Annotated in this window: 18 protein-coding genes; 15 read left to right on the forward strand and 3 right to left on the reverse strand. The window is 62.6% G+C overall.

All coding sequences use genetic code 11. The features are described from left to right. Positions 1-173 precede the first annotated feature (173 nt). Positions 174-1,670, forward strand: coding sequence for a CoA-acylating methylmalonate-semialdehyde dehydrogenase (locus AC1DX0_RS14175; protein ID WP_477355758.1), 1,497 nt, complete (start codon positions 174-176; stop codon positions 1,668-1,670). Between the two features lie 170 nt (positions 1,671-1,840). Here the strand turns inward: AC1DX0_RS14175 and AC1DX0_RS14180 are convergent, their stop codons facing one another. Next, positions 1,841-2,170 carry a nuclear transport factor 2 family protein gene (locus AC1DX0_RS14180; protein ID WP_477221654.1) on the reverse strand — a complete coding sequence of 110 codons (330 nt, stop codon included), beginning with the start codon at positions 2,168-2,170 and terminating at the stop codon, positions 1,841-1,843. An 81-nt stretch (positions 2,171-2,251) separates the two neighbouring features. On the opposite strand from AC1DX0_RS14180, the gene AC1DX0_RS14185 reads away from it, so the two are divergent. Together AC1DX0_RS14185 and AC1DX0_RS14190 are read left to right on the forward strand one after the other, a co-directional pair. Beyond that, positions 2,252-2,647, forward strand: a complete 396-nt coding sequence (locus tag AC1DX0_RS14185) for a winged helix-turn-helix transcriptional regulator (protein ID WP_477221817.1) — start codon at positions 2,252-2,254, stop codon at positions 2,645-2,647. A gap of 229 nt (positions 2,648-2,876) precedes the next feature. Then, positions 2,877-3,188, forward strand: a complete 312-nt coding sequence (locus AC1DX0_RS14190; protein ID WP_477221655.1) for a hypothetical protein — start codon at positions 2,877-2,879, stop codon at positions 3,186-3,188. Positions 3,189-3,195: 7 nt separating this feature from the next. On the opposite strand, the gene AC1DX0_RS14195 is transcribed toward AC1DX0_RS14190, so the two are convergent. Then, complete coding sequence (locus AC1DX0_RS14195) at positions 3,196-3,891, reverse strand: GntR family transcriptional regulator (RefSeq protein WP_477221656.1); 696 nt, start codon at positions 3,889-3,891, stop codon at positions 3,196-3,198. Positions 3,892-3,960: 69 nt separating this feature from the next. Between AC1DX0_RS14195 and AC1DX0_RS14200 the strand changes: the two genes are divergently transcribed. Genes AC1DX0_RS14200 through AC1DX0_RS14210 form a run of 3 tightly spaced genes read left to right on the forward strand, consistent with a single transcriptional unit; the run spans position 3,961 to position 7,260 of the window. Continuing rightward, positions 3,961-4,896 (forward strand): dihydrodipicolinate synthase family protein, encoded by a 936-nt coding sequence (locus AC1DX0_RS14200; RefSeq protein WP_477355761.1) that lies wholly within the window; start codon positions 3,961-3,963, stop codon positions 4,894-4,896. Positions 4,897-4,910: 14 nt separating this feature from the next. Further along, entirely contained in the window at positions 4,911-6,224 is a 1,314-nt protein-coding gene (locus tag AC1DX0_RS14205; RefSeq protein WP_477221658.1) for an NAD(P)/FAD-dependent oxidoreductase, read from the forward strand. A gap of 34 nt (positions 6,225-6,258) precedes the next feature. Beyond that, positions 6,259-7,260 carry a 4-hydroxyproline epimerase gene (locus AC1DX0_RS14210; protein ID WP_477221659.1) on the forward strand — a complete coding sequence of 334 codons (1,002 nt, stop codon included), beginning with the start codon at positions 6,259-6,261 and terminating at the stop codon, positions 7,258-7,260. Here the strand turns inward: AC1DX0_RS14210 and AC1DX0_RS14215 are convergent. After that, complete coding sequence (locus tag AC1DX0_RS14215; protein WP_477221660.1) at positions 7,253-8,155, reverse strand: LysR substrate-binding domain-containing protein; 903 nt, start codon at positions 8,153-8,155, stop codon at positions 7,253-7,255. The two genes, AC1DX0_RS14210 and AC1DX0_RS14215, sit on opposite strands and share 8 nt — an antisense overlap. 132 nt (positions 8,156-8,287) lie before the next feature. On the opposite strand from AC1DX0_RS14215, the gene AC1DX0_RS14220 reads away from it, so the two are divergent. The 9 genes from AC1DX0_RS14220 (at position 8,288) to AC1DX0_RS14260 (ending at position 19,867) form a co-directional block, all read left to right on the forward strand. Next, positions 8,288-8,674 carry an ectoine synthase gene (locus tag AC1DX0_RS14220; protein WP_477221661.1) on the forward strand — a complete coding sequence of 129 codons (387 nt, stop codon included), beginning with the start codon at positions 8,288-8,290 and terminating at the stop codon, positions 8,672-8,674. Between the two features lie 446 nt (positions 8,675-9,120). Further along, positions 9,121-10,023, forward strand: a complete 903-nt coding sequence (locus AC1DX0_RS14225; RefSeq protein ID WP_172222691.1) for a branched-chain amino acid ABC transporter permease — start codon at positions 9,121-9,123, stop codon at positions 10,021-10,023. A 4-nt stretch (positions 10,024-10,027) separates the two neighbouring features. Continuing rightward, entirely contained in the window at positions 10,028-11,623 is a 1,596-nt protein-coding gene (gene livM / locus AC1DX0_RS14230; protein ID WP_477221662.1) for a high-affinity branched-chain amino acid ABC transporter permease LivM, read from the forward strand. Next, the gene (locus AC1DX0_RS14235; RefSeq protein WP_477221663.1) at positions 11,623-13,251 is read left to right on the forward strand and encodes an ATP-binding cassette domain-containing protein; all 1,629 of its coding nucleotides are present in this window, start codon (positions 11,623-11,625) and stop codon (positions 13,249-13,251) included. Before livM ends, AC1DX0_RS14235 begins: the two co-directional genes overlap by 1 nt. Beyond that, positions 13,251-13,979, forward strand: a complete 729-nt coding sequence (locus AC1DX0_RS14240) for an ABC transporter ATP-binding protein (RefSeq protein WP_172222696.1) — start codon at positions 13,251-13,253, stop codon at positions 13,977-13,979. Before AC1DX0_RS14235 ends, AC1DX0_RS14240 begins: the two co-directional genes overlap by 1 nt. A 112-nt stretch (positions 13,980-14,091) precedes the next feature. Continuing rightward, positions 14,092-14,439, forward strand: coding sequence for a DUF6867 family protein (locus AC1DX0_RS14245; RefSeq protein ID WP_477221664.1), 348 nt, complete (start codon positions 14,092-14,094; stop codon positions 14,437-14,439). Positions 14,440-14,577: 138 nt separating this feature from the next. Continuing rightward, complete coding sequence (locus AC1DX0_RS14250) at positions 14,578-15,696, forward strand: branched-chain amino acid ABC transporter substrate-binding protein (protein ID WP_477221665.1); 1,119 nt, start codon at positions 14,578-14,580, stop codon at positions 15,694-15,696. A 290-nt stretch (positions 15,697-15,986) separates the two neighbouring features. Then, positions 15,987-19,445 carry a pyruvate carboxylase gene (gene pyc, locus AC1DX0_RS14255; RefSeq protein ID WP_477355764.1) on the forward strand — a complete coding sequence of 1,153 codons (3,459 nt, stop codon included), beginning with the start codon at positions 15,987-15,989 and terminating at the stop codon, positions 19,443-19,445. Between the two features lie 161 nt (positions 19,446-19,606). After that, positions 19,607-19,867, forward strand: a complete 261-nt coding sequence (locus AC1DX0_RS14260; protein ID WP_010912082.1) for a DUF2312 domain-containing protein — start codon at positions 19,607-19,609, stop codon at positions 19,865-19,867. Positions 19,868-19,923 lie beyond the last annotated feature (56 nt).

Genomic DNA, 19,923 nt, shown 5'->3' on the forward strand with positions numbered 1-19,923 from the left:
TCCCAGTTCATGGGCATCCCCAGGAGATATCTTGAGACCCCCTATTTGCGAGAATTGATGCTCGCCCGTCAATCGATATCTAATTTACGCACAACGGTTGCGTTCTCCCTCGCGTTGCCATCTGCCGACCAAAGGCAGACAATGCAGCATCACAAACAAAGGGAGAGAAAATCATGATCGAATACGGTCATTTCATCGGCGGCAAGCATGTCGCCGGCACCAGCGGCCGCAAGCAGGACGTCATGCAGCCGATGGACGGCTCCGTGCGCGGCACGGTGGCGCTGGCTTCGCAGGCGGAACTGCGCGCAGCCGTCGAGAACGCCAAGGCGGCGCAGCCGAAGTGGGCCGCGACCAACCCGCAGCGCCGCGTGCGCGTGCTGATGAAATTCCTCGAACTGGTCGCCCGCGACTATGACGAACTGGCCGATATCCTGGCGCGCGAACACGGCAAGACCATCGCCGACGCCAAGGGCGACATCCAGCGCGGCCTYGAAGTGGTCGAAGTCTGCATCGGCGCGCCGCATATGATGAAGGGCGAGTTCACCGATGGYGCCGGCCCCGGCATCGACGTCTATTCGATGCGCCAGCCGCTCGGCGTGGTCGCCGGCATCACSCCGTTCAATTTCCCGGCGATGATCCCGCTGTGGAAGATCGCGCCGGCSATYGCYTGCGGCAAYGCCTTCATCCTGAAGCCKTCGGAGCGTGACCCAGGCGTGCCGATGCGCATCGCCGAACTGTTCMTCGARGCCGGCCTGCCKGCMGGCATCCTCAACGTCGTCAATGGCGACAAGGATGTGGTCGAYGCSATCCTSGACGAYCCCGAYATCAAGGCCATCGGYTTYGTCGGCTCGACGCCGATCGCYCAKTACATCTATTCGCGCGGCACCGCGKCSGGCAAGCGCGTGCAGTGCTTCGGYGGCGCCAAGAACCACATGATCATCATGCCCGATGCCGACATGGATCAGACCGTCGACGCGCTGATCGGCGCCGGCTACGGCTCGGCCGGCGAGCGCTGCATGGCGATCTCGGTGGCTGTCCCGGTCGGCAACGACACCGCCAACCGGCTGATGGAAAAGCTGATCCCGCGCGTCGAGAGCCTGAAGGTCGGCCCGTCGACGGATTCCTCGGCCGATTTCGGTCCGCTGGTGACGGCGCAGGCGCTGGAGCGCGTCAAGGGTTACGTCGATACCGGCGTCAAGGAAGGCGCCAAGCTCGTCGTCGACGGCCGCGGCTTCTCCATGCAGGGCTACGAGGACGGCTACTACATGGGCGGCTGCCTGTTCGACAATGTGACGGCGGACATGCGCATCTACAAGGAAGAGATCTTTGGGCCGGTGCTCTCGGTGGTGCGTGCGCCGACCTATGAGAGCGCGATCAAGCTCGCCAACGACCACGAAATGGGCAATGGCGTCGCCATCTTCACCCGTGACGGCGATGCSGCTCGCGACTTYGCAAGCCGTGTCCAGGTCGGCATGGTCGGCATCAACGTGCCGATCCCGGTTCCGATCGCCTATTACACCTTCGGCGGCTGGAAAGCATCGTCCTTCGGCGACCTTAACCAGCACGGCCCGGACGCCTTCCGCTTCTACACCAAGACCAAGACGGTGACCTCACGCTGGCCGTCCGGCATCAAGGACGGTGCGGAATTCGTCATCCCGACGATGAACTAGCCGGACGGTTCTTCGTTTGCGCGTCCTCGCCTTCGGCTGCGGGGCGCGCGGCGGGCATCAAGGACGGTGCGGAGTTCGTCATCCCGACGATGAACTGAGGTCTGAGTTTATCTCACAAATTGAGGGCGCGGCTTTTGTCGCGCCCTTTTTTGCGTGGCATCCGGATCCTGTCATGCGCCGATCTCCAGCCGCGTGATCCTGTTGTCGGCCAGCGTGAAGACGTAGTGGAGCGTCGCCGGACTGCCGGGGAAATTGCCCGACACGATGCCGGCGACCCGCCATGCATCGCCATTGGCCGTCGCGTCGGCGACCTCGACGGTCACCCGGTATTTGCGCGTCGTTGCCTCCATCCAGTCGCGGATGGCGGCTGATCCCTGATGCGTCTCGCCTTCGTCCCGGACCTTGGCGTCCGAAGCGAAGGGGACGAGCATACTGTCGATGTCGTGGCTGTTCTTGGCGGCAAAATAGTCCGCCAGCGGCTGGGGTAGTTCTACGGTCATGGCTTTTCTCCGATGCGGTTGCCGACGCTCGTCGAGGCCCGCGGCGCTTGTCCGGCTTCTAAAATGCGATATGCTGGTGAAGTGACAAGAACCGACGAAAAAGTAAGGTACTTACCTGAAAGTAAGGTTTGGCCCGAAAGTAAGCCCGAGATGCTCACTCCACTGTCCGCGGCGAGCGGCGTTGAGAATGTGCTGCGCCTCCTCGAGGGGCGCTGGAAGCTGGTGATCCTGTTTCACCTGTTCGGCGGCAAGGTGCTGCGCTTTTCCGACCTCGAACGGGCGATCCCGGCGATCTCGCAGAAGATGCTGATACAGCAGCTCAGGCAGATGGAGGCCGACGGCATCGTGCGGCGCATCGTGCACCATCAGGTGCCGCCGAAAGTCGAATACTGCCTGACCGATTGGGGCCAGGCATTGTGCCCGGCCCTCGACGCCCTGCTGAAATGGGCAGCACTTCGCGAACCAGCGGAAGTCTGACGCCGACCGTGCCTGCAATGCGCCGCAAAGCTCGCAAAGGTGCTTGTTTTCGGATCGGAGCCTCACCATATCGAATCCTGGGAATGCGATAGAATTCCCTGACGACAGACCGGAAACCAGAAGGAGTGACGTGATGAAGACGTCGAACCCGGCCTGGAGCGTTTCGGTATATTGAGGCTGTCCCATGTGCCTCCCCTTTGCCGGAACGCGAAGGCGAAGGAGGTGCCAAATGGCACGCAAATTTTCGTTTCGATGGATTAGGATAGCCGCGATCGGCACCGCGCTGGCGATGTCGACGCTATCGGCGCAGGCGCAGTTTATCTGCGGCGGCCATACTGACCTTGTCGCGGGACTGGCGCGAGCCTTTCAACAGAAGCAGATCGGCTACGGTTTGGTCGGCCAGGCTGCCATTGTCGAAATCTATGTTTCGGCAAGTGGGACCTGGTCGATGCTGGTGACCGATGTGCAGGGCCGAAGCTGCATTTTCGCGACCGGTGACGGGTGGGAGAGTACCGCCGTCACCGCGGCGCAAGGGATCTGATCGCCGTTCAGCGCGTCGCGGCCACCTCGGCGTGGCCGCGCAGCAGTGCCATCAGCCGCTTGGCGTCCTTGGCGGCCGCCTCCTCGTCGCCGTCGAGGATCGAGCGGATCAGCGCGACGTGGTGCTCGGCTGATTCGGCCAGGCCCGTGTCGGCCTTATAGCGAAACCAGAAGCGGCGGCTGTGGGTCTGCAACGGGGCGGCCAGCCGCGCCGCGAAGGGGTTGTCCGCGGCCATCGCCAGGGCCTCGTCGAGCGCCTTGTCGGCCTGGATGAAGGCAAGCACATTGCCCGAGATGACCGCCTTCTGCATGGCAAGGGCCGCCTCGTGAAACAGGTCGGCGGCCTCGCGGGTGACGAAGCGGGCTGCCGAACGGGCAAGCACCACCTCGACACCGCGCCGGGCGTCGAGCACGCGCAGCCAGTCGCCGGGATGCAGTGGCGCGATCGCGATGCCGGCGCGTGGCCTGACGTCGAGCAGCCCTTCCCAGGCCAGCCGCTGGATCGCCTCGCGCACCGGCGTGCGGCCGAGGTCGAGCTTTTCGATCAACGCACCCTCGGTGACGAAGCTCGCCGGCGCCAACTCCAACGTGACGATCATATGTTCGAGCACGTGGTACGCCCTGGTCGCGGCCGGCTCGGCGGATGCTCTGATGGCTTCGGTGGATATCAACGGCGGGCTCCTGATATATTTTGAATATATCATAGCAGAATCTGCGTTGACAGGTAGTTTCTTAACAGATATACGACTGATATATCAGAAGGAGCAATGACCATGTGGACYGGAGTTTTCCCCGCCGTCACGACCAAATTCACCSCSGACGAYCGSCTCGACCATGCCGAGATGGAGCGCTGCTTYRMSCTGCAGATGGAGGCCGGYTGCGACGGCATCATCGTCTGCGGCTCGCTCGGCGAAGGGCCGATGCTGTCGCCTGACGAGAAGATAGAAGTGCTGAAGACCGCGCAGAAAGTCGCCGGCAAGAAGCCGGTGCTGCTGACGGTCAACGAGGCGGGCACCCGAGAGGCTGCCAGCATCGCCAAGCGCGCCGCCAGGGAAGGCGCCAATGGCCTGATGGTGGTGCCGAGCCCGATCTACCACACCAACGCGGAAGAGACGGTCGCCGCACTTCGCGCGGTCGCCGAGGCCGGCGATTTGCCGGTCATGATCTACTCCAACCGGCTCGCCTATCGCGTCGACGTCACCGTCGACCAGATGGAGGAACTGGCATCGGACAAGCGCTTCGTCGCCATCAAGGAATCCTCCGACGACATCAGGCGCTCGACCGAGATCATCAACCGGCTGGGCGACCGCTACGACCTCTTCACCGGCGTCGACAATCTCGCCTTCGAGGCGCTGTCGGTCGGCGCCATCGGCTGGGTGGCCGGCCTGGTCGTCGCCTTCCCACGCGAGACCGTGGCCATCTACCAGCTGATGAAGCAGGGCCGCCGCGAGGAGGCGCTGGCCATCTACCGCTGGTTCCGGCCGCTGCTCGATCTCGATGTCTCGACCTATCTGGTCCAAAACATCAAGCTTGCCGAAGTGCTGGCGATTGATACCAATGACCGCGTGCGCATGCCGCGCCAGCCCCTGTCGGGCGAGCGCCGCAAGGCGGTGGAGAAGATCATCCGGGATGCGCTGGCGGTGCGGCCGAAGCTGCCGTCGCTCCAGGCGTCTCCTCTATCGGCGGACAGACTGGTGGCAGCCGAATAAGGGACAGCACCGACGTGCCAGGAAATTCCAAATCCCCGGAACAGGAGCAACGCTCCGCCACTGGGGCACCATCTCCCCGTTCGCGGGGGGAAGGCGAGGACATCGCCATTGTCGGCGGTGGCATCATCGGCATCTGCGCGGCGGCCTTCCTTGCCGAGGCAGGGCTGGATGTGACGGTCTTCGACCGCACCGGCATCTGCGAGGAGACGAGTTCCGGCAATGCCGCCGCCTTCGCCTTCTCCGACGTGCTGCCGCTGGCGCACAAGGGCATGATCAAGAACCTGCCGAAATGGCTGGCCGATCCGCTCGGCCCGCTCAGCATTCCACCGGCCTACCTGCCGAAGCTCGTGCCCTGGCTGATCCGCTTCTGGCGTGCCGGTGCGCCGGCGAAATACGAGGCCAGCCTCGCCGCCCAGGCAGGCATGATGAAGCTCGCCGAAACGGAATGGATGGGTCTGCTCGATCGCTCCGGCACGCGGCCGATGCTGCGCGAGGATGGCTCGCTCGAACTCTACGAGAGCGAGGCCGAGTTTCAGGCTGGGCTGTCCGGCTGGGCCGCGCGCGAGCGTTTCGGCATCGGCTTTCGCCATGTCGAGGGCGAGGACTTGGCGGGCTTGCAACCGGGACTGTCACCGCGTTTCGTCAAGGGCACCTTCGTGCCGGGCTGGAAGACGGTCGCCGATCCAAAACTGCTCGGCAAGGCGGTGTGGGCTTACGCGGAGGCCAAGGGCGCCCGCTTCGAGATGGCTCGCATCGATCGCGTCGCGGCGGACCAGGATGGCGCGACGCTGACGTTGGCCGATGGCACGACCAGGCATGCGCGGCAGCTCGTCGTCGCCGCCGGCGCCTGGTCGCACCTTTTGGCGCGGCAGCTTGGCGACCGCATTCCGCTGGAAACCGAGCGCGGCTACAACACGACCTTGCCCAAGAGCGCCTTCGACGTGAAGCGGCAGCTGATCTTTTCCGGGCATGGCTTCGTCATCACGCCGCTGGAGACGGGCCTGCGCGTCGGCGGTGCTGTCGAACTCGGCGGCATCGAGCGGCCGCCCAATTATGCCAGGTCGAAGGCGCTGCTGCAGAAGGCACAGCAATTCCTGCCGGGCCTCAATCCCTCGGGCGGGCGCGAATGGATGGGGTACAGGCCTTCGCTGCCGGATTCGGTTCCTGTCATCGGCAAAGCGTCGGGAAGCCGGCCGGTGGTCTATGCTTTCGGCCATGGCCATCTCGGCCTGACCCAGGCGGCGGCAACCGGGCGGTTGATCCGGGAAATCATCCTGGGGCAGACTCCGCCTGTTGATCTGACCCCTTTCAGTCCACAACGTTTTTGAGTTCATCGCGGTTTTGAATTTTTCGAGGAACGACATGGCCAAGAAATCCTTCTTCTGCATCGACGGCCACACGTGCGGCAATCCGGTGCGGCTGGTTGCTGGCGGCGGCCCGCTGCTTGAGGGCTCGACGATGATGGAACGGCGGGCGCATTTCCTCGCCGAATATGACTGGATCCGCACCGGCCTGATGTTCGAGCCGCGCGGCCATGACGTGATGTCGGGTTCGATCCTCTATCCGCCGACGCGCGAAGATTGCGACATTGCCATCCTGTTTATCGAAACCTCGGGCTGCCTGCCGATGTGCGGGCACGGCACCATCGGCACGGTGACGATGGCCATAGAACACGGGCTGATCAAGCCGAAGACGCCGGGTGTGCTGAGGCTCGACACGCCGGCCGGCCTGGTCATCGCCGAGTACAAACAGGTCGGCGACTATGTCGAGGAGGTGCGCATCACCAACGTGCCGTCCTTCCTCTATGCTGAAGGCCTGACGGTCGAATGTCCCGGGCTCGGCGAGATCACCGTCGACGTCGCCTATGGCGGCAATTTCTACGCCATCGTCGAGCCGCAGGCGAATTATCGCGACATGGCGGATTACTCCGCCGGCGACCTCATCGCCTGGAGCCCGGTGGTGCGCCAGAGGCTCAATGAGAAATACACTTTCGTGCATCCGGAAAACCCGGGCATCAACCGGCTTTCGCATATGCTGTGGACCGGCAAGCCGACCGTTGAGGGGGCCGATGCCCGCAACGCCGTCTTCTATGGYGACAAGGCGATCGACCGCTCACCATGCGGCACCGGCACCTCGGCGCGCATGGCGCAGCTCCATGCCAAGGGCAAGCTCAAGGCCGGCGACGCCTTCGTGCATGAATCGATCATCGGTTCGTTGTTCAAGGGCAAGGTCGAAAAAGAGGTTACCGTCGCGGGCAAGCCGGCGATCATTCCCTCGATCGGCGGCTGGGCGCGCATGACCGGACTGAACACGATCTTCATCGACGACCGTGACCCGTTCGCGCATGGTTTCGTCGTCAAGTGATATCGGCGGACCACTGATCATCGGCATCGACCGAGACCGCACGGCGAAACCAGTCGGCGAAGGTGAGCGCGGCTGATGAGGCATCCACCGACATCGTCAGAAAATAGCTCTTGTCGCGGTTGGTCGAGACATCCGACAGAACCACCAGGTCGCCGCGCTTCAGTTCGTCACGAAAGACGTCTACCGGACAAAGCGCCACGCCATGGCCGGCAATGACCGCTGTTGCGAGGATATTGAAATCGGCGAAGACGGGTCCGTTGCCGACATCCACATTGGCCAGTCCGGCCTCGGAGAACCACTCACTCCAGCCCTGCCGGTTCTCGTCATGCAACAGGTCCGCGCCGGCGATCGCCGAAGGGGTACGCAACTCCTTGCCGGCCAGATAGTGCGGGCTGCACACCGGCCGGTTGAGGCGTGAAAACAGTTTGAGGCTGGTGACGCCAGGCGTCGGATCGGCTCCGAGCGTGATCAGCACATCATTCTCATCATCTCCGAGCCTGTCCTCGGCCTTGGCATAGGCGACCCGCATGCCGATACCGGGATGGCTTGATGTAAAGTCCGGCAGGCGAGGAACCAGCCAGCGGCTGGCGATGGACGGTATGCAACCTACGGACAGTGTCGCCGATGCCGCATTGCGGCGGATACGCCGGCAGGTGGCGCCAAGCTCTGCAAGGGCGCCACTCGCCGACGCCTGCAGGATCACGCCGGCATCCGTCAGCCGTACCTTGCGTGCGTCCCGGTGGAACAGAGGCACGCCCAACCACTCTTCCAGCCGCCTGATCTGGTGGCTGATGGCCGGATGCGTGACGTGAAGCTCCTCGGCGGCCGCCGAAAAGCTCAGGCGACGGGCGGCGGCCTCGAAAGCGCGGATGGCATTCAACGGGATATAGTCCATCTGTAAAATTTACTAACACATGAGGTGAGAAGCAATCATTTGAATGTCCGCACCCATTGCGCCACTCCTGCATCCATTCCGCCGGCCCCATCGACATTATTGGCGCGGCCACGACCCGCAGGGAAACAAAGCATGTTCACCAGACAATTGGCTGATGTAGAAAAATCTGACTTCTTCGTGGATTGGGGCAATGGCACCAGCCACCGCCTGCTGACACAGCAGGATGGCATGGGGTTCACCGTCTGCCACACCGTCGTGCGCGCCGGCAGCGAATCGCGCCTCCACTACCGCAGGCATTTCGAGGCTTGCTACTGCATCGCCGGTGCTGGTGAGGTGGAAGACATGTCCGGTTCGGTGCATCGCATCGAGCCCGGCACGATCTATGTGCTCGACGACCATGACGAGCATTATCTGCGTGCCGACGCTGCAAGCGACATGATCCTGGTCAGTGTCTTCAACCCTCCCCTTCATGGCACGGAGCGGCATGCGCTGAGCGGGGACGGTGGCTCAGCGTACTGATCCGGCGCAAGGCAATCGTTCCTCGATCGGTAGCTGGACAAGTACAAGCGCATTGAATGGTATCGTCGACGACGACCGCGACCCGCTCAGACATGGTTTGTGGTCAAGCAGGAAGAATCCTGACCCTGCGGAAAGGAGTGTGGCGAAAAAACGAACCGTGTCAGGAACGCAACGATTCCTCTTATCACCTAATTTTGACGGCGATTTCTTCGAAACGGGGCGCATGATACGGCCGAATCGTCAAAGACATTGCGTTATGCCAATGGTAGGGTCCGCGATAGTCCAGGGGTCGGATGGGAGAAAACGGGCAATCGGACGGCGTGCCGACAAAACACGCATGACGATTGAAAAATGACGTTGCAATCCGGGCTCGAAACTTTACGACTAGGGGAAATACGAAAAGGAATGCGTCTGCATGGGCGACATTCCAGGGGAGCCATGTACACATGCAGTACTTTGTCCAGCAGCTTATCAACGGGCTGACGCTGGGATCGATCTATGGGCTGATCGCGATCGGCTACACGATGGTCTACGGCATCATCGGCATGATCAACTTCGCCCATGGCGATATCTTCATGGTGGGCGCCTTCACGGCGCTGATCGTCTTCCTCGTCCTCGGCGCTCTGTTCTATTCGGTGCCCGTGGTCGTAGCACTCCTGGTCATGATGATCGTAGCGATGCTGCTGACCAGCCTCTACAACTGGACGATCGAGAAGGTGGCCTACCGGCCGCTGCGCGGCTCGTTCCGGCTGGCGCCGCTGATCACCGCCATCGGCATGTCGATCGCGCTGTCGAACTTCGTTCAGGTGACGCAAGGGCCGCGCAACAAGCCGATCCCGCCAATGGTGTCGAAAGTCTACGACATCGGCGGCATCAGCGTGTCGCTGAAGCAGATTATCATCGTCGTCGTCACCGCGCTGCTGCTGGCGCTGTTCTGGTACTTGGTCAACAAGACATCGCTTGGCCGCGCCCAGCGCGCCTGTGAACAGGATCGCAAGATGGCGGCGCTGCTCGGCATCGATGTCGACCGCACCATCTCGATCACCTTCATCATGGGTGCTGCCCTTGCCGCCGTCGCCGGCACGCTGTTCCTGATGTACTACGGCGTCATCGCCTTCTCCGACGGCTTCACGCCGGGTGTGAAAGCGTTCACCGCCGCGGTGCTCGGCGGCATCGGTTCGCTGCCGGGCGCGGTGCTCGGCGGGCTGATGATCGGCTTCATCGAAAGCATGTGGTCGGCCTATTTCTCGATCGACTACAAGGACGTCGCGGCGTTCTCGATCCTGGCCATCGTGCTGATCTTCCTACCTTCCGGCATTCTGGGCCGGCCAGAAGTCGAAAAGGTCTGAGATCATGGCCGTCACCGTATCTCCGGAGAGCGACACCGTCGCCACCCCCGTGCAGCGCGCGTTCAAGGAAGCGCTCTATGCCGGCGCCATATCGCTTGGCCTGTTCGTGCTGTTCATCGGCCTGAAAACCGGTCAGAACATTTCCAATGAACTGGTCGTGACGACGCGCTGGGGCCTGCTTGCCGCCGTGGTGATCGCCACGGCCGTCGGGCGCTTCCTCTATGTCGCCTATGGCCAACCCTTCATGGCCAGCCAGAAGATAACCAATGTCGCCACCGGCCTGTTGCCGGCCAGCGTGGCGTCACGGTTCTTCCAGTTGCCGTGGTTCATCGCGGCTGTTGTCGCGGCGGTGCTGCTGTTCGTGTTGAACAGCTCTCTCGCCGGGTGGGTGGGAGAAGAACCGGCCGGCTATCTGCAATTCCTGCGCGCCCTGGCGATCATCTATGTGCTGGCTTGCGTGATCTACTACTTCCGCGCCTTCATCCATGCCAACTTCACCAAATTGGGCATCACGGCGCTGGTGCTGTACCCGATCCTCGTGGTCGCGGTGCTGTCGCTGAACGCCTGGTCGATCACTGGCGGGCTGCAGGGTTCGCTGAAATGGGTCGATAATTTCGGCATCCAGATCCTGATCTATGTGATGCTGGCCTGGGGCCTGAACATCGTCGTCGGCCTCGCCGGCCTGCTCGACCTCGGCTACGTCGCCTTCTATGCACTTGGCGCCTATGCGTATGCGCTTCTCGCCACGCATTTCGGCCTGTCGTTCTGGATCCTGTTGCCGGCAGCCGGCGCCATGGCGGCGCTGTGGGGCGTGCTGCTCGGCTTCCCGGTGCTGCGCCTGCGTGGCGACTATCTGGCGATCGTAACGCTGGCTTTCGGTGAGATCATCCGCCTGGTGCTGATCAACTGGCGCGAGGTCACCAACGGATCGGCCGGCATTTCCGGCATTCCCAAGGTCAGCTTCTTCGGCCTGATGTCGTTCAACGTGTCGGACCCCAACTACATCGCCAAGGTTCTGCACATCGCCCAGTCAGGCGCCTACTACAAGATTTTCCTCTACTACCTGATCCTGGGCCTGTGCCTGCTCACCGCCTTCGTCACCATCAGGCTGCGCCGTCTGCCGGTCGGCCGCGCGTGGGAAGCGTTGCGTGAGGACGAGATCGCGTGCCGCTCGCTCGGCATCAACACGACGACAACCAAGCTGACCGCCTTTGCCACAGGTGCCATGTTCGGCGGCTTCGCCGGCTCGTTCTTCGCCGCGCGGCAAGGCTTCGTCAGCCCGGAATCCTTCGTCTTCCTGGAATCGGCCATCATCCTGGCCATCGTCGTTCTCGGCGGCATGGGCTCGCTGGTCGGCATCGCGGTGGCGGCACTGGTGATGATCGGCGGCACCGAGGCGCTGCGCGAGCTCGACTTCCTCAAGCAGATCTTCGGGCCTGACTTCACCCCGGAACTCTACCGCATGCTGCTGTTCGGCATGGCCATGGTCATCGTCATGCTGTGGAAGCCGCGCGGCTTCGTCGGCAGTCGTGAACCGACGGCCTTCCTCAAGGAGCGAAGGGCTGTCTCCAGCTCCTTCACCAAGGAGGGTCACGGCTGATGAACGCGAACCCGATCCAGAAGAGCAATCCGGGCATGAACGACGCCATCCTGCAGGTCGAACATCTGTCGATGAAGTTCGGCGGCCTGATCGCCATCGGCGACCTGTCCTTCGCTGCCAGGCGCGGCGAGATCACGGCGCTGATCGGCCCCAACGGCGCCGGCAAGACCACCGTGTTCAATTGCATCACCGGCTTTTACAAGCCGTCTGAAGGCATGATCACCCTCAACCGGGCCGATGGGTCGAGCTTCCTGCTCGAGCGGCTGCCCAACCACGAGATTCCGGCGCGCGCCAAGGTGGCGCGTACCTTCCAGAACATTCGCCTGTTCTCGGGCATGACACTGCTGGAGAACCTTTTGGTTGCCCAGCACAACAAGCTGATGAAGGCGTCGGGCTATACGATCCTTGGCCTGTTCGGTTTCAGCGGCTACCGCAAGGCCTCGGCCGAATCGATCGATCTGGCCAGGCACTGGCTGGAGAAGGCCGATCTTGTCGACCGCGCCGACGATCCGGCCGGTGACTTGCCCTATGGCGCGCAGCGGCGTCTCGAGATCGCACGTGCCATGTGCACGGGCCCGGAGCTTCTGTGCCTGGACGAGCCGGCAGCCGGCCTCAATCCAAAGGAATCGGCGGCGCTCAACGAACTGCTGATCGACATCAAGAACACATCAGGCACCTCGATCCTGCTGATCGAACATGACATGTCCGTGGTCATGCAGATCTCCGACCATGTCGTGGTGCTGGAATATGGCCGCAAGATCTCGGACGGCAGTCCGCAATCGGTGCGTACCGATCCGCGCGTCATCGCCGCCTATCTCGGCGTCGACGACGAGGAGGTCGAGCAGGTCCTCACCGAGGTCGGCGACGAGGACGTCATCGAGCAGCTCGATACGGGTCCTGATGCCGCGCATGGCCCTGGGACATCGTCATCGTATCTCGCCGGGCCGGTAACAGACACGGTCGGTCACAGTTCGGGAGAGCGGGTTACCGTTGCGAAGGGCGCTTCAAACGCCGAACAGGTCGATGCCAAGTCGCTCGCCGAGGCAAACAAGGCGGCCGCGCTGACGGCGGCATCGGCTGCAAAGCCCGCTCCTGTAGCGAAAGCAAAGCCTGCTCCGAAACCGGCGTCAAAGGCGGCAACCGGGACGGCGGTGAAGTCGACTGCGGCGCCTGCACCGGCCAAACCGGCAGCCAAGGCTCCAGTGGCCAAGGTTCCAGTGGCTAAGGTTCCAGTGGCTAAGTCTGCTGCGGGCAAGGCTGAGGGAATCTCCAACAGGCTGGCGGCGCCCCGCGGTGGCAAGGCCGACAATCTGACCCGCATCAAGGGCATCGGTACGGTCAACGAGAAGAAGCTCAACGATCACGGCATCTTCCACTTCGACCAGATCGGCGCCTGGAAAAAGGCCGATGTCGAGGCTGCCGAAGCTTACCTGGCCTTCGATGGTCGCATCGCGCGTGAAGAGTGGGTCAAGCAGGCCAAGCTGCTCGGCCAGGGCAAGGACACGGAATTCGCGCGCCGCGTCGATGCCGGCAAGGTGGCGACCAGCCATGCTTCCGCAAAGACCGCCAGCACGACCAAACCTGTGTCGGGCAAACCTGTGTCGGGCAAGCGTGGAGGGGGCAAATAATGGCCGGGACAACGCTGCTCGATATCAAGGGCGTACAGACCTACTACGGCAACATCCGGGCGCTGAACGGCGTCGACGTCACCGTCAATGAGGGTGAGATCGTGGCGCTGATCGGCGCCAACGGCGCCGGCAAGTCGACGCTGATGATGACCATTTTCGGGGCACCGCGCGCCCGCGCGGGAAGCATCACCTTCGCCGGCACCGACATCACCCAGATGCCGACGCACGAGATCGCCCGCATGCGCATTGCCCAGTCGCCGGAAGGTCGCCGTATCTTCCCGCGCATGACGGTGATGGAAAACCTGCAGATGGGCGCCAGCCTCGACAACCTCAAGCACTATGACGAGGACGTCGAGAAAGTGTTCACGCTGTTCCCGCGTCTCAAGGAGCGCATCGCCCAGCGCGGCGGCACGCTCTCTGGCGGCGAGCAGCAGATGCTGTCGATCGGACGCGCGCTGATGGCGCGGCCAAAGCTGCTTTTGCTCGACGAGCCGTCGCTGGGTCTGGCGCCGCTGATCGTCAAGCAGATCTTCGATGCCATCCGCGAGTTGAACCGCACGCAGGGGCTGACCGTGTTCCTGGTCGAGCAGAACGCCTTTGGTGCGTTGAAACTCGCGACGCGCGGCTATGTCATGGTCAACGGCAATGTGACGATGAGCGGCACCGGCAAGGAACTGCTCGCCAATCCCGAAGTGCGCGCCGCCTATCTCGAAGGCGGACACCACTGAGTTCGGAGCGGAATGTGTGGAACGGGTATTCCGCTCCAGGTTGTTTGTTTGTCGCATGACCTCTGTCCGAAAAGTCTGCAACTTTTCGGGATCATGCTAAGGAGACTTCATCATGCAGGGCATTCTCTATGAGGAACCCTCGATCTGGCAGTTCTTCTTCGTCACCTGCCTGCTTGGCGGCTGGGCGGCCTGGATGACGGGCAAGGCCAGCGCCCAGACCTGGCGCAGCTTTCCGCAGCTGTTCGCCTATATGCTGGGTCTCGGCATCGGCATCCGGTTCATTCATCACGCGCTGTTCGGCGGCACGATGTTCTCGCTGCACTACTACATCGTCGACACCATCGTGCTGATGATACTGGGCTTCGTCGGCTATCAATACACACGAACAAACCAGATGGTCACACAGTATAACTGGCTCTACGAAAGAGCTTCAGTCTTGAGCTGGAAACCCAAAGGTTGACGTTCATCATTAACGCCGCGTCAGGGATGAATCGGCGTGACAAGTGCCTGAAAATCGGCAAACTATGCCTTCTGCGATAAGGGTGGGCATCGCATGAAAGCTTCATCCACGCCCACTCCGTTAATGGGAGCGTTTTACATGAGAAAATTACTGTTGTCCGCTGTCGCCGTAGGCGCGCTTGTCGCGTTCGGCGGCGCCGCGTGGGCTGACGTCTTGGTCGGCGTCGCCGGCCCGATCACCGGTCCGAACGCAGCTTTCGGCGCACAGCTTCAGAAGGGTGCGGAAGCGGCTGTCGCCGATATCAATGCCAAGGGCGGCATCAATGGCGAGCAGATCAAGCTCGAGGTTGGTGACGACGTCTCCGATCCGAAGCAGGGCATCTCGGTTGCCAACAAGTTCGTCGGCGACGGCGTCAAGTTCGTGGTCGGTCACTTCAACTCGGGCGTCTCGATCCCGGCATCGGAAGTCTACGCTGAAAACAACATCGTCGAAGTGACGCCGGCTGCCACCAACCCGCAGTTCACCGAGCGCGGCCTGTGGAACGTGTTCCGCACCTGCGGACGCGACGACCAGCAGGGTAGCATTGCCGGCGCTTATCTCGCCGCGAACTTCAAGGACGCCAAGATCGCTGTCGTTCACGACAAGACCACCTACGGTCAGGGCCTTGCCGACGAAACCAAGAAGGCGATGAATGCCAAGGGCCTGACGGAAGTCATGTATGAAGGCATCAATGTCGGCGACAAGGACTTCTCGGCGCTGATCGCCAAGATGAAGGAAGCCGGCGTTACCATCATCTATTGGGGCGGTCTGCACACCGAAGCCGGCCTGATCATCCGCCAGGCGGCTGACCAGGGCCTCAAGGCGACGCTGGTTTCCGGCGACGGCATCGTGTCGAACGAGCTGGCTTCGATCGCGGGCGACGCGGTTGCGGGCACGCTCAACACGTTCGGCCCGGATCCGCGCCTGATCCCTGCCAACAAGGAACTCGTCGAGAAGTTCCGCGCGCAGGGCTTCGAGCCGGAAGCCTATACGCTCTACGCCTACGCTGCCGTGCAGGCGATCGCGGAAGCAGCAACTGCTGCCAAGTCGAACGACCCGCAGGAAGTTGCCAAGGCGCTGCATGCGAACGGCCCGTTCAAGACCGTGCTCGGCGACCTGTCCTATGACGCCAAGGGCGACCCGACGCTGCCCGGCTACGTCATCTACGAATGGAAGAAGGGCGCCGACGGCAAGTACACCTACATCCAGAAGATGTAAGCCCGTCGACTTCGATCAATATGAAATGCCCGGCGCCTCGCGCCGGGCATTTTTCTTTGGCGCGTCCGGCGGCCGATTGCCATCCTTGCCGGCTCTTCCAGCCGGGCAAGATCGCATCCAGGATCGAAATTGTCGCCCTTGTTCCGCCCGTTCGGGCCAAGGCGTGCGAGTGTTGGCCGGATAATTGATTTAAATCGGTTTAAATCAGCGTTGATTTTGTTTGCACTGCAGCATTTTCACGCTAATCATTGGACCGATTTCCCGTTCCTTCCGCTGCTGGAGCCCAGTCCTTGGCCATCACGAAGATCCTCGTCGCCAACCGGTCAGAAATCGCCATCCGCGTCTTTCGCGCGGCCAATGAGCTGGGCCTCAAAACCGTGGCGATCTGGGCCGAGGAAGACAAATATTCGTTGCACCGCTTCAAGGCCGACGAAAGCTACCAGGTCGGGCGCGGTCCGCATCTCAGCAAGGACATGGGGCCGATCGAGAGTTATCTGTCGATCGAGGAGGTGATCCGCGTCGCCAGGCTTTCGGGCGCCGATGCCATCCACCCGGGCTACGGACTGCTGTCGGAAAGCCCCGAATTCGCCGAAGCCTGCGCGCAAGCCGGCATCACCTTCATCGGCCCGAAGCCGGATACGATGCGCCGTCTCGGCAACAAGGTCGCGGCGCGCAACCTCGCCATCGAAGTCGGCGTGCCTGTCATTCCCGCCACAGATCCGTTGCCGGACGATATGGAGGCAGTCAAGAAACTGGCCAAGGAGGTCGGCTATCCGGTGATGCTGAAGGCGTCGTGGGGCGGTGGTGGGCGCGGCATGCGCGCCATACGCGCCGAGGCCGATCTCGCCCGCGAAGTCATGGAAGGCAAGCGCGAGGCGAAAGCCGCCTTCGGCAAGGACGAAGTCTATCTCGAAAAGCTGATCGAGCGCGCCCGCCATGTCGAGGTGCAGGTGCTTGGCGACACCCATGGCAATGTCGTGCACCTGTTCGAGCGCGACTGCTCGATCCAGCGCCGCAACCAGAAGGTCGTCGAGCGGGCGCCGGCGCCCTATCTCGAAATGGCGCAACGCGAGGAGCTTTGCGGCCACGCGCTGAAGCTTGCGCGTGAGACCAGCTATATCGGCGCGGGCACGGTCGAGTTCCTGCAGGATGCCGACAGCGGAAAATTCTATTTCATCGAGGTCAATCCGCGCATCCAGGTCGAGCATACCGTCACCGAGCAGGTCACCGGCATCGACATCGTCAAGGCGCAGATCCACATCCTCGACGGCTTCGCCATCGGCACGCCTGAATCCGGCGTGCCGGCACAGAAGGACATCAGGCTGAATGGCCATGCCTTGCAGTGCCGCATCACCACCGAGGATCCCGAGCACAATTTCATTCCGGATTACGGCCGCATCACCGCCTATCGCGGCGCCACCGGCTTCGGCATCCGGCTGGATGGCGGCACGGCCTATTCCGGCGCCGTCATCACCCGCTTCTACGATCCGCTGCTGGAAAAGGTGACGGCGTGGGCACCGACGCCGGCCGAGACCATCGCCCGCATGAACCGCGCGCTGCGCGAATTCCGCATCCGCGGCGTTGCCACCAACCTCACCTTCCTCGAAGCGATCATCAACCACCCGAGCTTTGCCGACAACTCCTATACGACCAAGTTCATCGACACGACGCCGGAGCTGTTCCAGCAGGTCAAACGCCAGGACCGCGCGACCAAGCTCATCAACTATCTGGCCGACGTCAGCGTCAACGGTCATCCCGAGACGCGCGGCCGGCCGACGCCGAAGGCCGATGCGGCCGCTCCCGTCGTGCCCTACCTCAACGGCAACGTGCCCGGCGGCAGCAAGCAGAAGCTCGACGTGCTCGGTCCGGAGAAATTCGCGGGCTGGATGCGCGAGCAAAGCCAAGTGCTGGTCACCGACACGACGATGCGCGACGGTCACCAGTCGCTGCTGGCCACGCGCATGCGCACGCACGACATTGCCAACATTGCCGGCACCTATGCGCGCGCCCTGCCGCAGCTTCTGTCGCTCGAATGCTGGGGCGGCGCGACCTTCGACGTCGCCATGCGCTTCCTCACCGAGGATCCGTGGGAGCGGCTTTCGCTGGTGCGTGAGGCAGCCCCCAATCTGTTGCTGCAGATGCTGCTGCGCGGCGCCAACGGCGTTGGCTACACCAACTATCCCGACAATGTCGTGCAGTATTTTGTCAAGCAGGCGGCTGCCGGCGGCATCGATCTGTTCCGGGTTTTCGACTGCCTGAACTGGGTCGAGAACATGCGCGTCGCCATGGACGCGGTTGGCGCCGAGGGCAAGCTGATCGAAGCCGCGATGTGCTACACCGGCGACATTCTCGATCCGGCGCGGGCCAAGTACGATCTGAAATATTATGTCGGGCTGGCCAGCGAATTGCAGGCCGCCGGCGCCCATATTATCGCCGTCAAGGACATGGCCGGCCTGTTGAAGCCGGCGGCGGCGCGCGTGCTGTTCAAGGCGCTGCGCGAGGCGACCGACCTGCCGATCCATTTCCACACCCACGACACGTCCGGCCTGTCGGCGGCAACCGTGCTGGCGGCGGTGGAGAGCGGGGTCGACGCCATCGACGCGGCGATGGATGCCTTCTCCGGCAACACATCGCAGCCTTGCCTGGGCTCGATCGTCGAGGCGCTGAAGGGCACCGAGCGCGACCCCGGCCTCGACCCGCAATGGATCCGSAAAATCTCGTTCTAYTGGGARGCGGTGCGCAACCAGTACGCCGCCTTCGARAGCGAYCTCAARGGKCCGGCYTCGGAAGTCTATYTGCACGAAATGCCSGGCGGACAGTTCACCAAYCTSAAGGARCAGGCGCGCTCGCTCGGGCTGGAGACACGCTGGCACGAGGTCGCACAGACCTATCACGACGTCAATTTGATGTTCGGCGACATCGTCAAGGTGACACCGTCGTCCAAGGTCGTCGGCGACATGGCGCTGATGATGGTGAGCCAGGACCTGACCGTCGCCGATGTCGAGAATCCGGCCAGGGACATCGCCTTCCCGGACTCGGTCGTCTCGATGCTGCGCGGCGATCTCGGTCAGTCGCCGGGAGGGTGGCCRGAGGCGCTGCAGAAGAAGGCGCTGAAGGGCGACAAGCCGATCACGGCGCGGCCCGGCTCGCTCCTGAAGCCGGCCGATCTCAAGGCCAGCCGCAAGGAGATCGAGGAGAAGCTGGAGCGCAAGCTCTCGGAATACGAATTCGCCTCGTGGCTGATGTATCCGAAGGTGTTTACCGATTTTGCCGGCGCGCAGGAGACCTACGGCCCGGTCAGCGTCCTGCCGACGCCGACCTATTTTTACGGCATGAAGTCCGAAGACGAGATCTTCGTCGATATCGAGAAGGGAAAGACGTTGGTCGTGCGCTGTCTGGCGATCGGCGATGTCGACGACAAGGGCATGGTCACCGTGTTCTTCGAGCTCAACGGCCAGCCGCGGCGTGTGAAGGTGCCAGACCGGGCGCATGGCGCCTCCGCCGCCAAGGCGCGCCGCAAGGCCGAGCCYGGCAAYGARGCGCATGTCGGCGCGCCGATGCCGGGCGTGGTCTCSGCACTYKCGGTYGCCGCCGGYCAGGCGGTSAAGGCCGGTGACGTGCTGCTSTCSATCGAAGCGATGAAGATGGAGACGGCGCTGCATGCGGAGCGCGACGGCACCGTCGCCGAGGTGCTGGTCAAGGCCGGCGAYCAGATCGATGCCAAGGATCTGCTGATCGCATTCGCTTAAGTGCTCGCAGAGAACGCGCAGGCTGTCGGCTTCTGTCGGCAGCCCTTGGTTAGCTGTTCGATAACAGCTTGACCCGCCGCCGCTGGTCGGGCATCGAACCGGCTCAAATTTGCCGCTGCCTTCCGCGAGTCGCGGCATAGAACGAATCTTTGGAGAAAAACATGGCCGACGATATCACCGAGACCAGCCAGACTGTTGCAGCCGGCCAGCTGCGTGCCCTCATCGAGCGCATCGAACGGCTCGAGGAAGAAAAGAAGACAATCGCCGACGACATCAAGGAAGTGTTCGCCGAGGCCAAGGGCACCGGTTTCGACACCAAGGCGATCCGCACCATCATCCGCCTGCGCAAGAAGGACCAGGCCGAGCGCCAGGAAGAGGACGCCATCCTCGATCTGTACATGGCCGCACTCGGAATGGTCTAAGACCACAGCAGTTCTCCGTTTCACACAAACGGTGAACTGCTCTATCTCTTGTTGAC

This window comes from Mesorhizobium sp. P3_A9 (assembly GCF_056402975.1).

Coding starts and splice junctions, on each gene's coding strand:
- AC1DX0_RS14180 (WP_477221654.1), bottom strand. CDS start 2,170: ATGACCGTAGAACTACCCCAGCCGCTGGCGGACTATTTTGCCGCCAAG.
- AC1DX0_RS14190 (WP_477221655.1), top strand. CDS start 2,877: ATGGCACGCAAATTTTCGTTTCGATGGATTAGGATAGCCGCGATCGGC.
- AC1DX0_RS14195 (WP_477221656.1), bottom strand. CDS start 3,891: ATGATATATTCAAAATATATCAGGAGCCCGCCGTTGATATCCACCGAA.
- AC1DX0_RS14215 (WP_477221660.1), bottom strand. CDS start 8,155: ATGGACTATATCCCGTTGAATGCCATCCGCGCTTTCGAGGCCGCCGCC.
- AC1DX0_RS14220 (WP_477221661.1), top strand. CDS start 8,288: ATGTTCACCAGACAATTGGCTGATGTAGAAAAATCTGACTTCTTCGTG.
- AC1DX0_RS14225 (WP_172222691.1), top strand. CDS start 9,121: ATGCAGTACTTTGTCCAGCAGCTTATCAACGGGCTGACGCTGGGATCG.
- livM (WP_477221662.1), top strand. CDS start 10,028: ATGGCCGTCACCGTATCTCCGGAGAGCGACACCGTCGCCACCCCCGTG.
- AC1DX0_RS14235 (WP_477221663.1), top strand. CDS start 11,623: ATGAACGCGAACCCGATCCAGAAGAGCAATCCGGGCATGAACGACGCC.
- AC1DX0_RS14240 (WP_172222696.1), top strand. CDS start 13,251: ATGGCCGGGACAACGCTGCTCGATATCAAGGGCGTACAGACCTACTAC.
- AC1DX0_RS14245 (WP_477221664.1), top strand. CDS start 14,092: ATGCAGGGCATTCTCTATGAGGAACCCTCGATCTGGCAGTTCTTCTTC.
- AC1DX0_RS14250 (WP_477221665.1), top strand. CDS start 14,578: ATGAGAAAATTACTGTTGTCCGCTGTCGCCGTAGGCGCGCTTGTCGCG.
- AC1DX0_RS14260 (WP_010912082.1), top strand. CDS start 19,607: ATGGCCGACGATATCACCGAGACCAGCCAGACTGTTGCAGCCGGCCAG.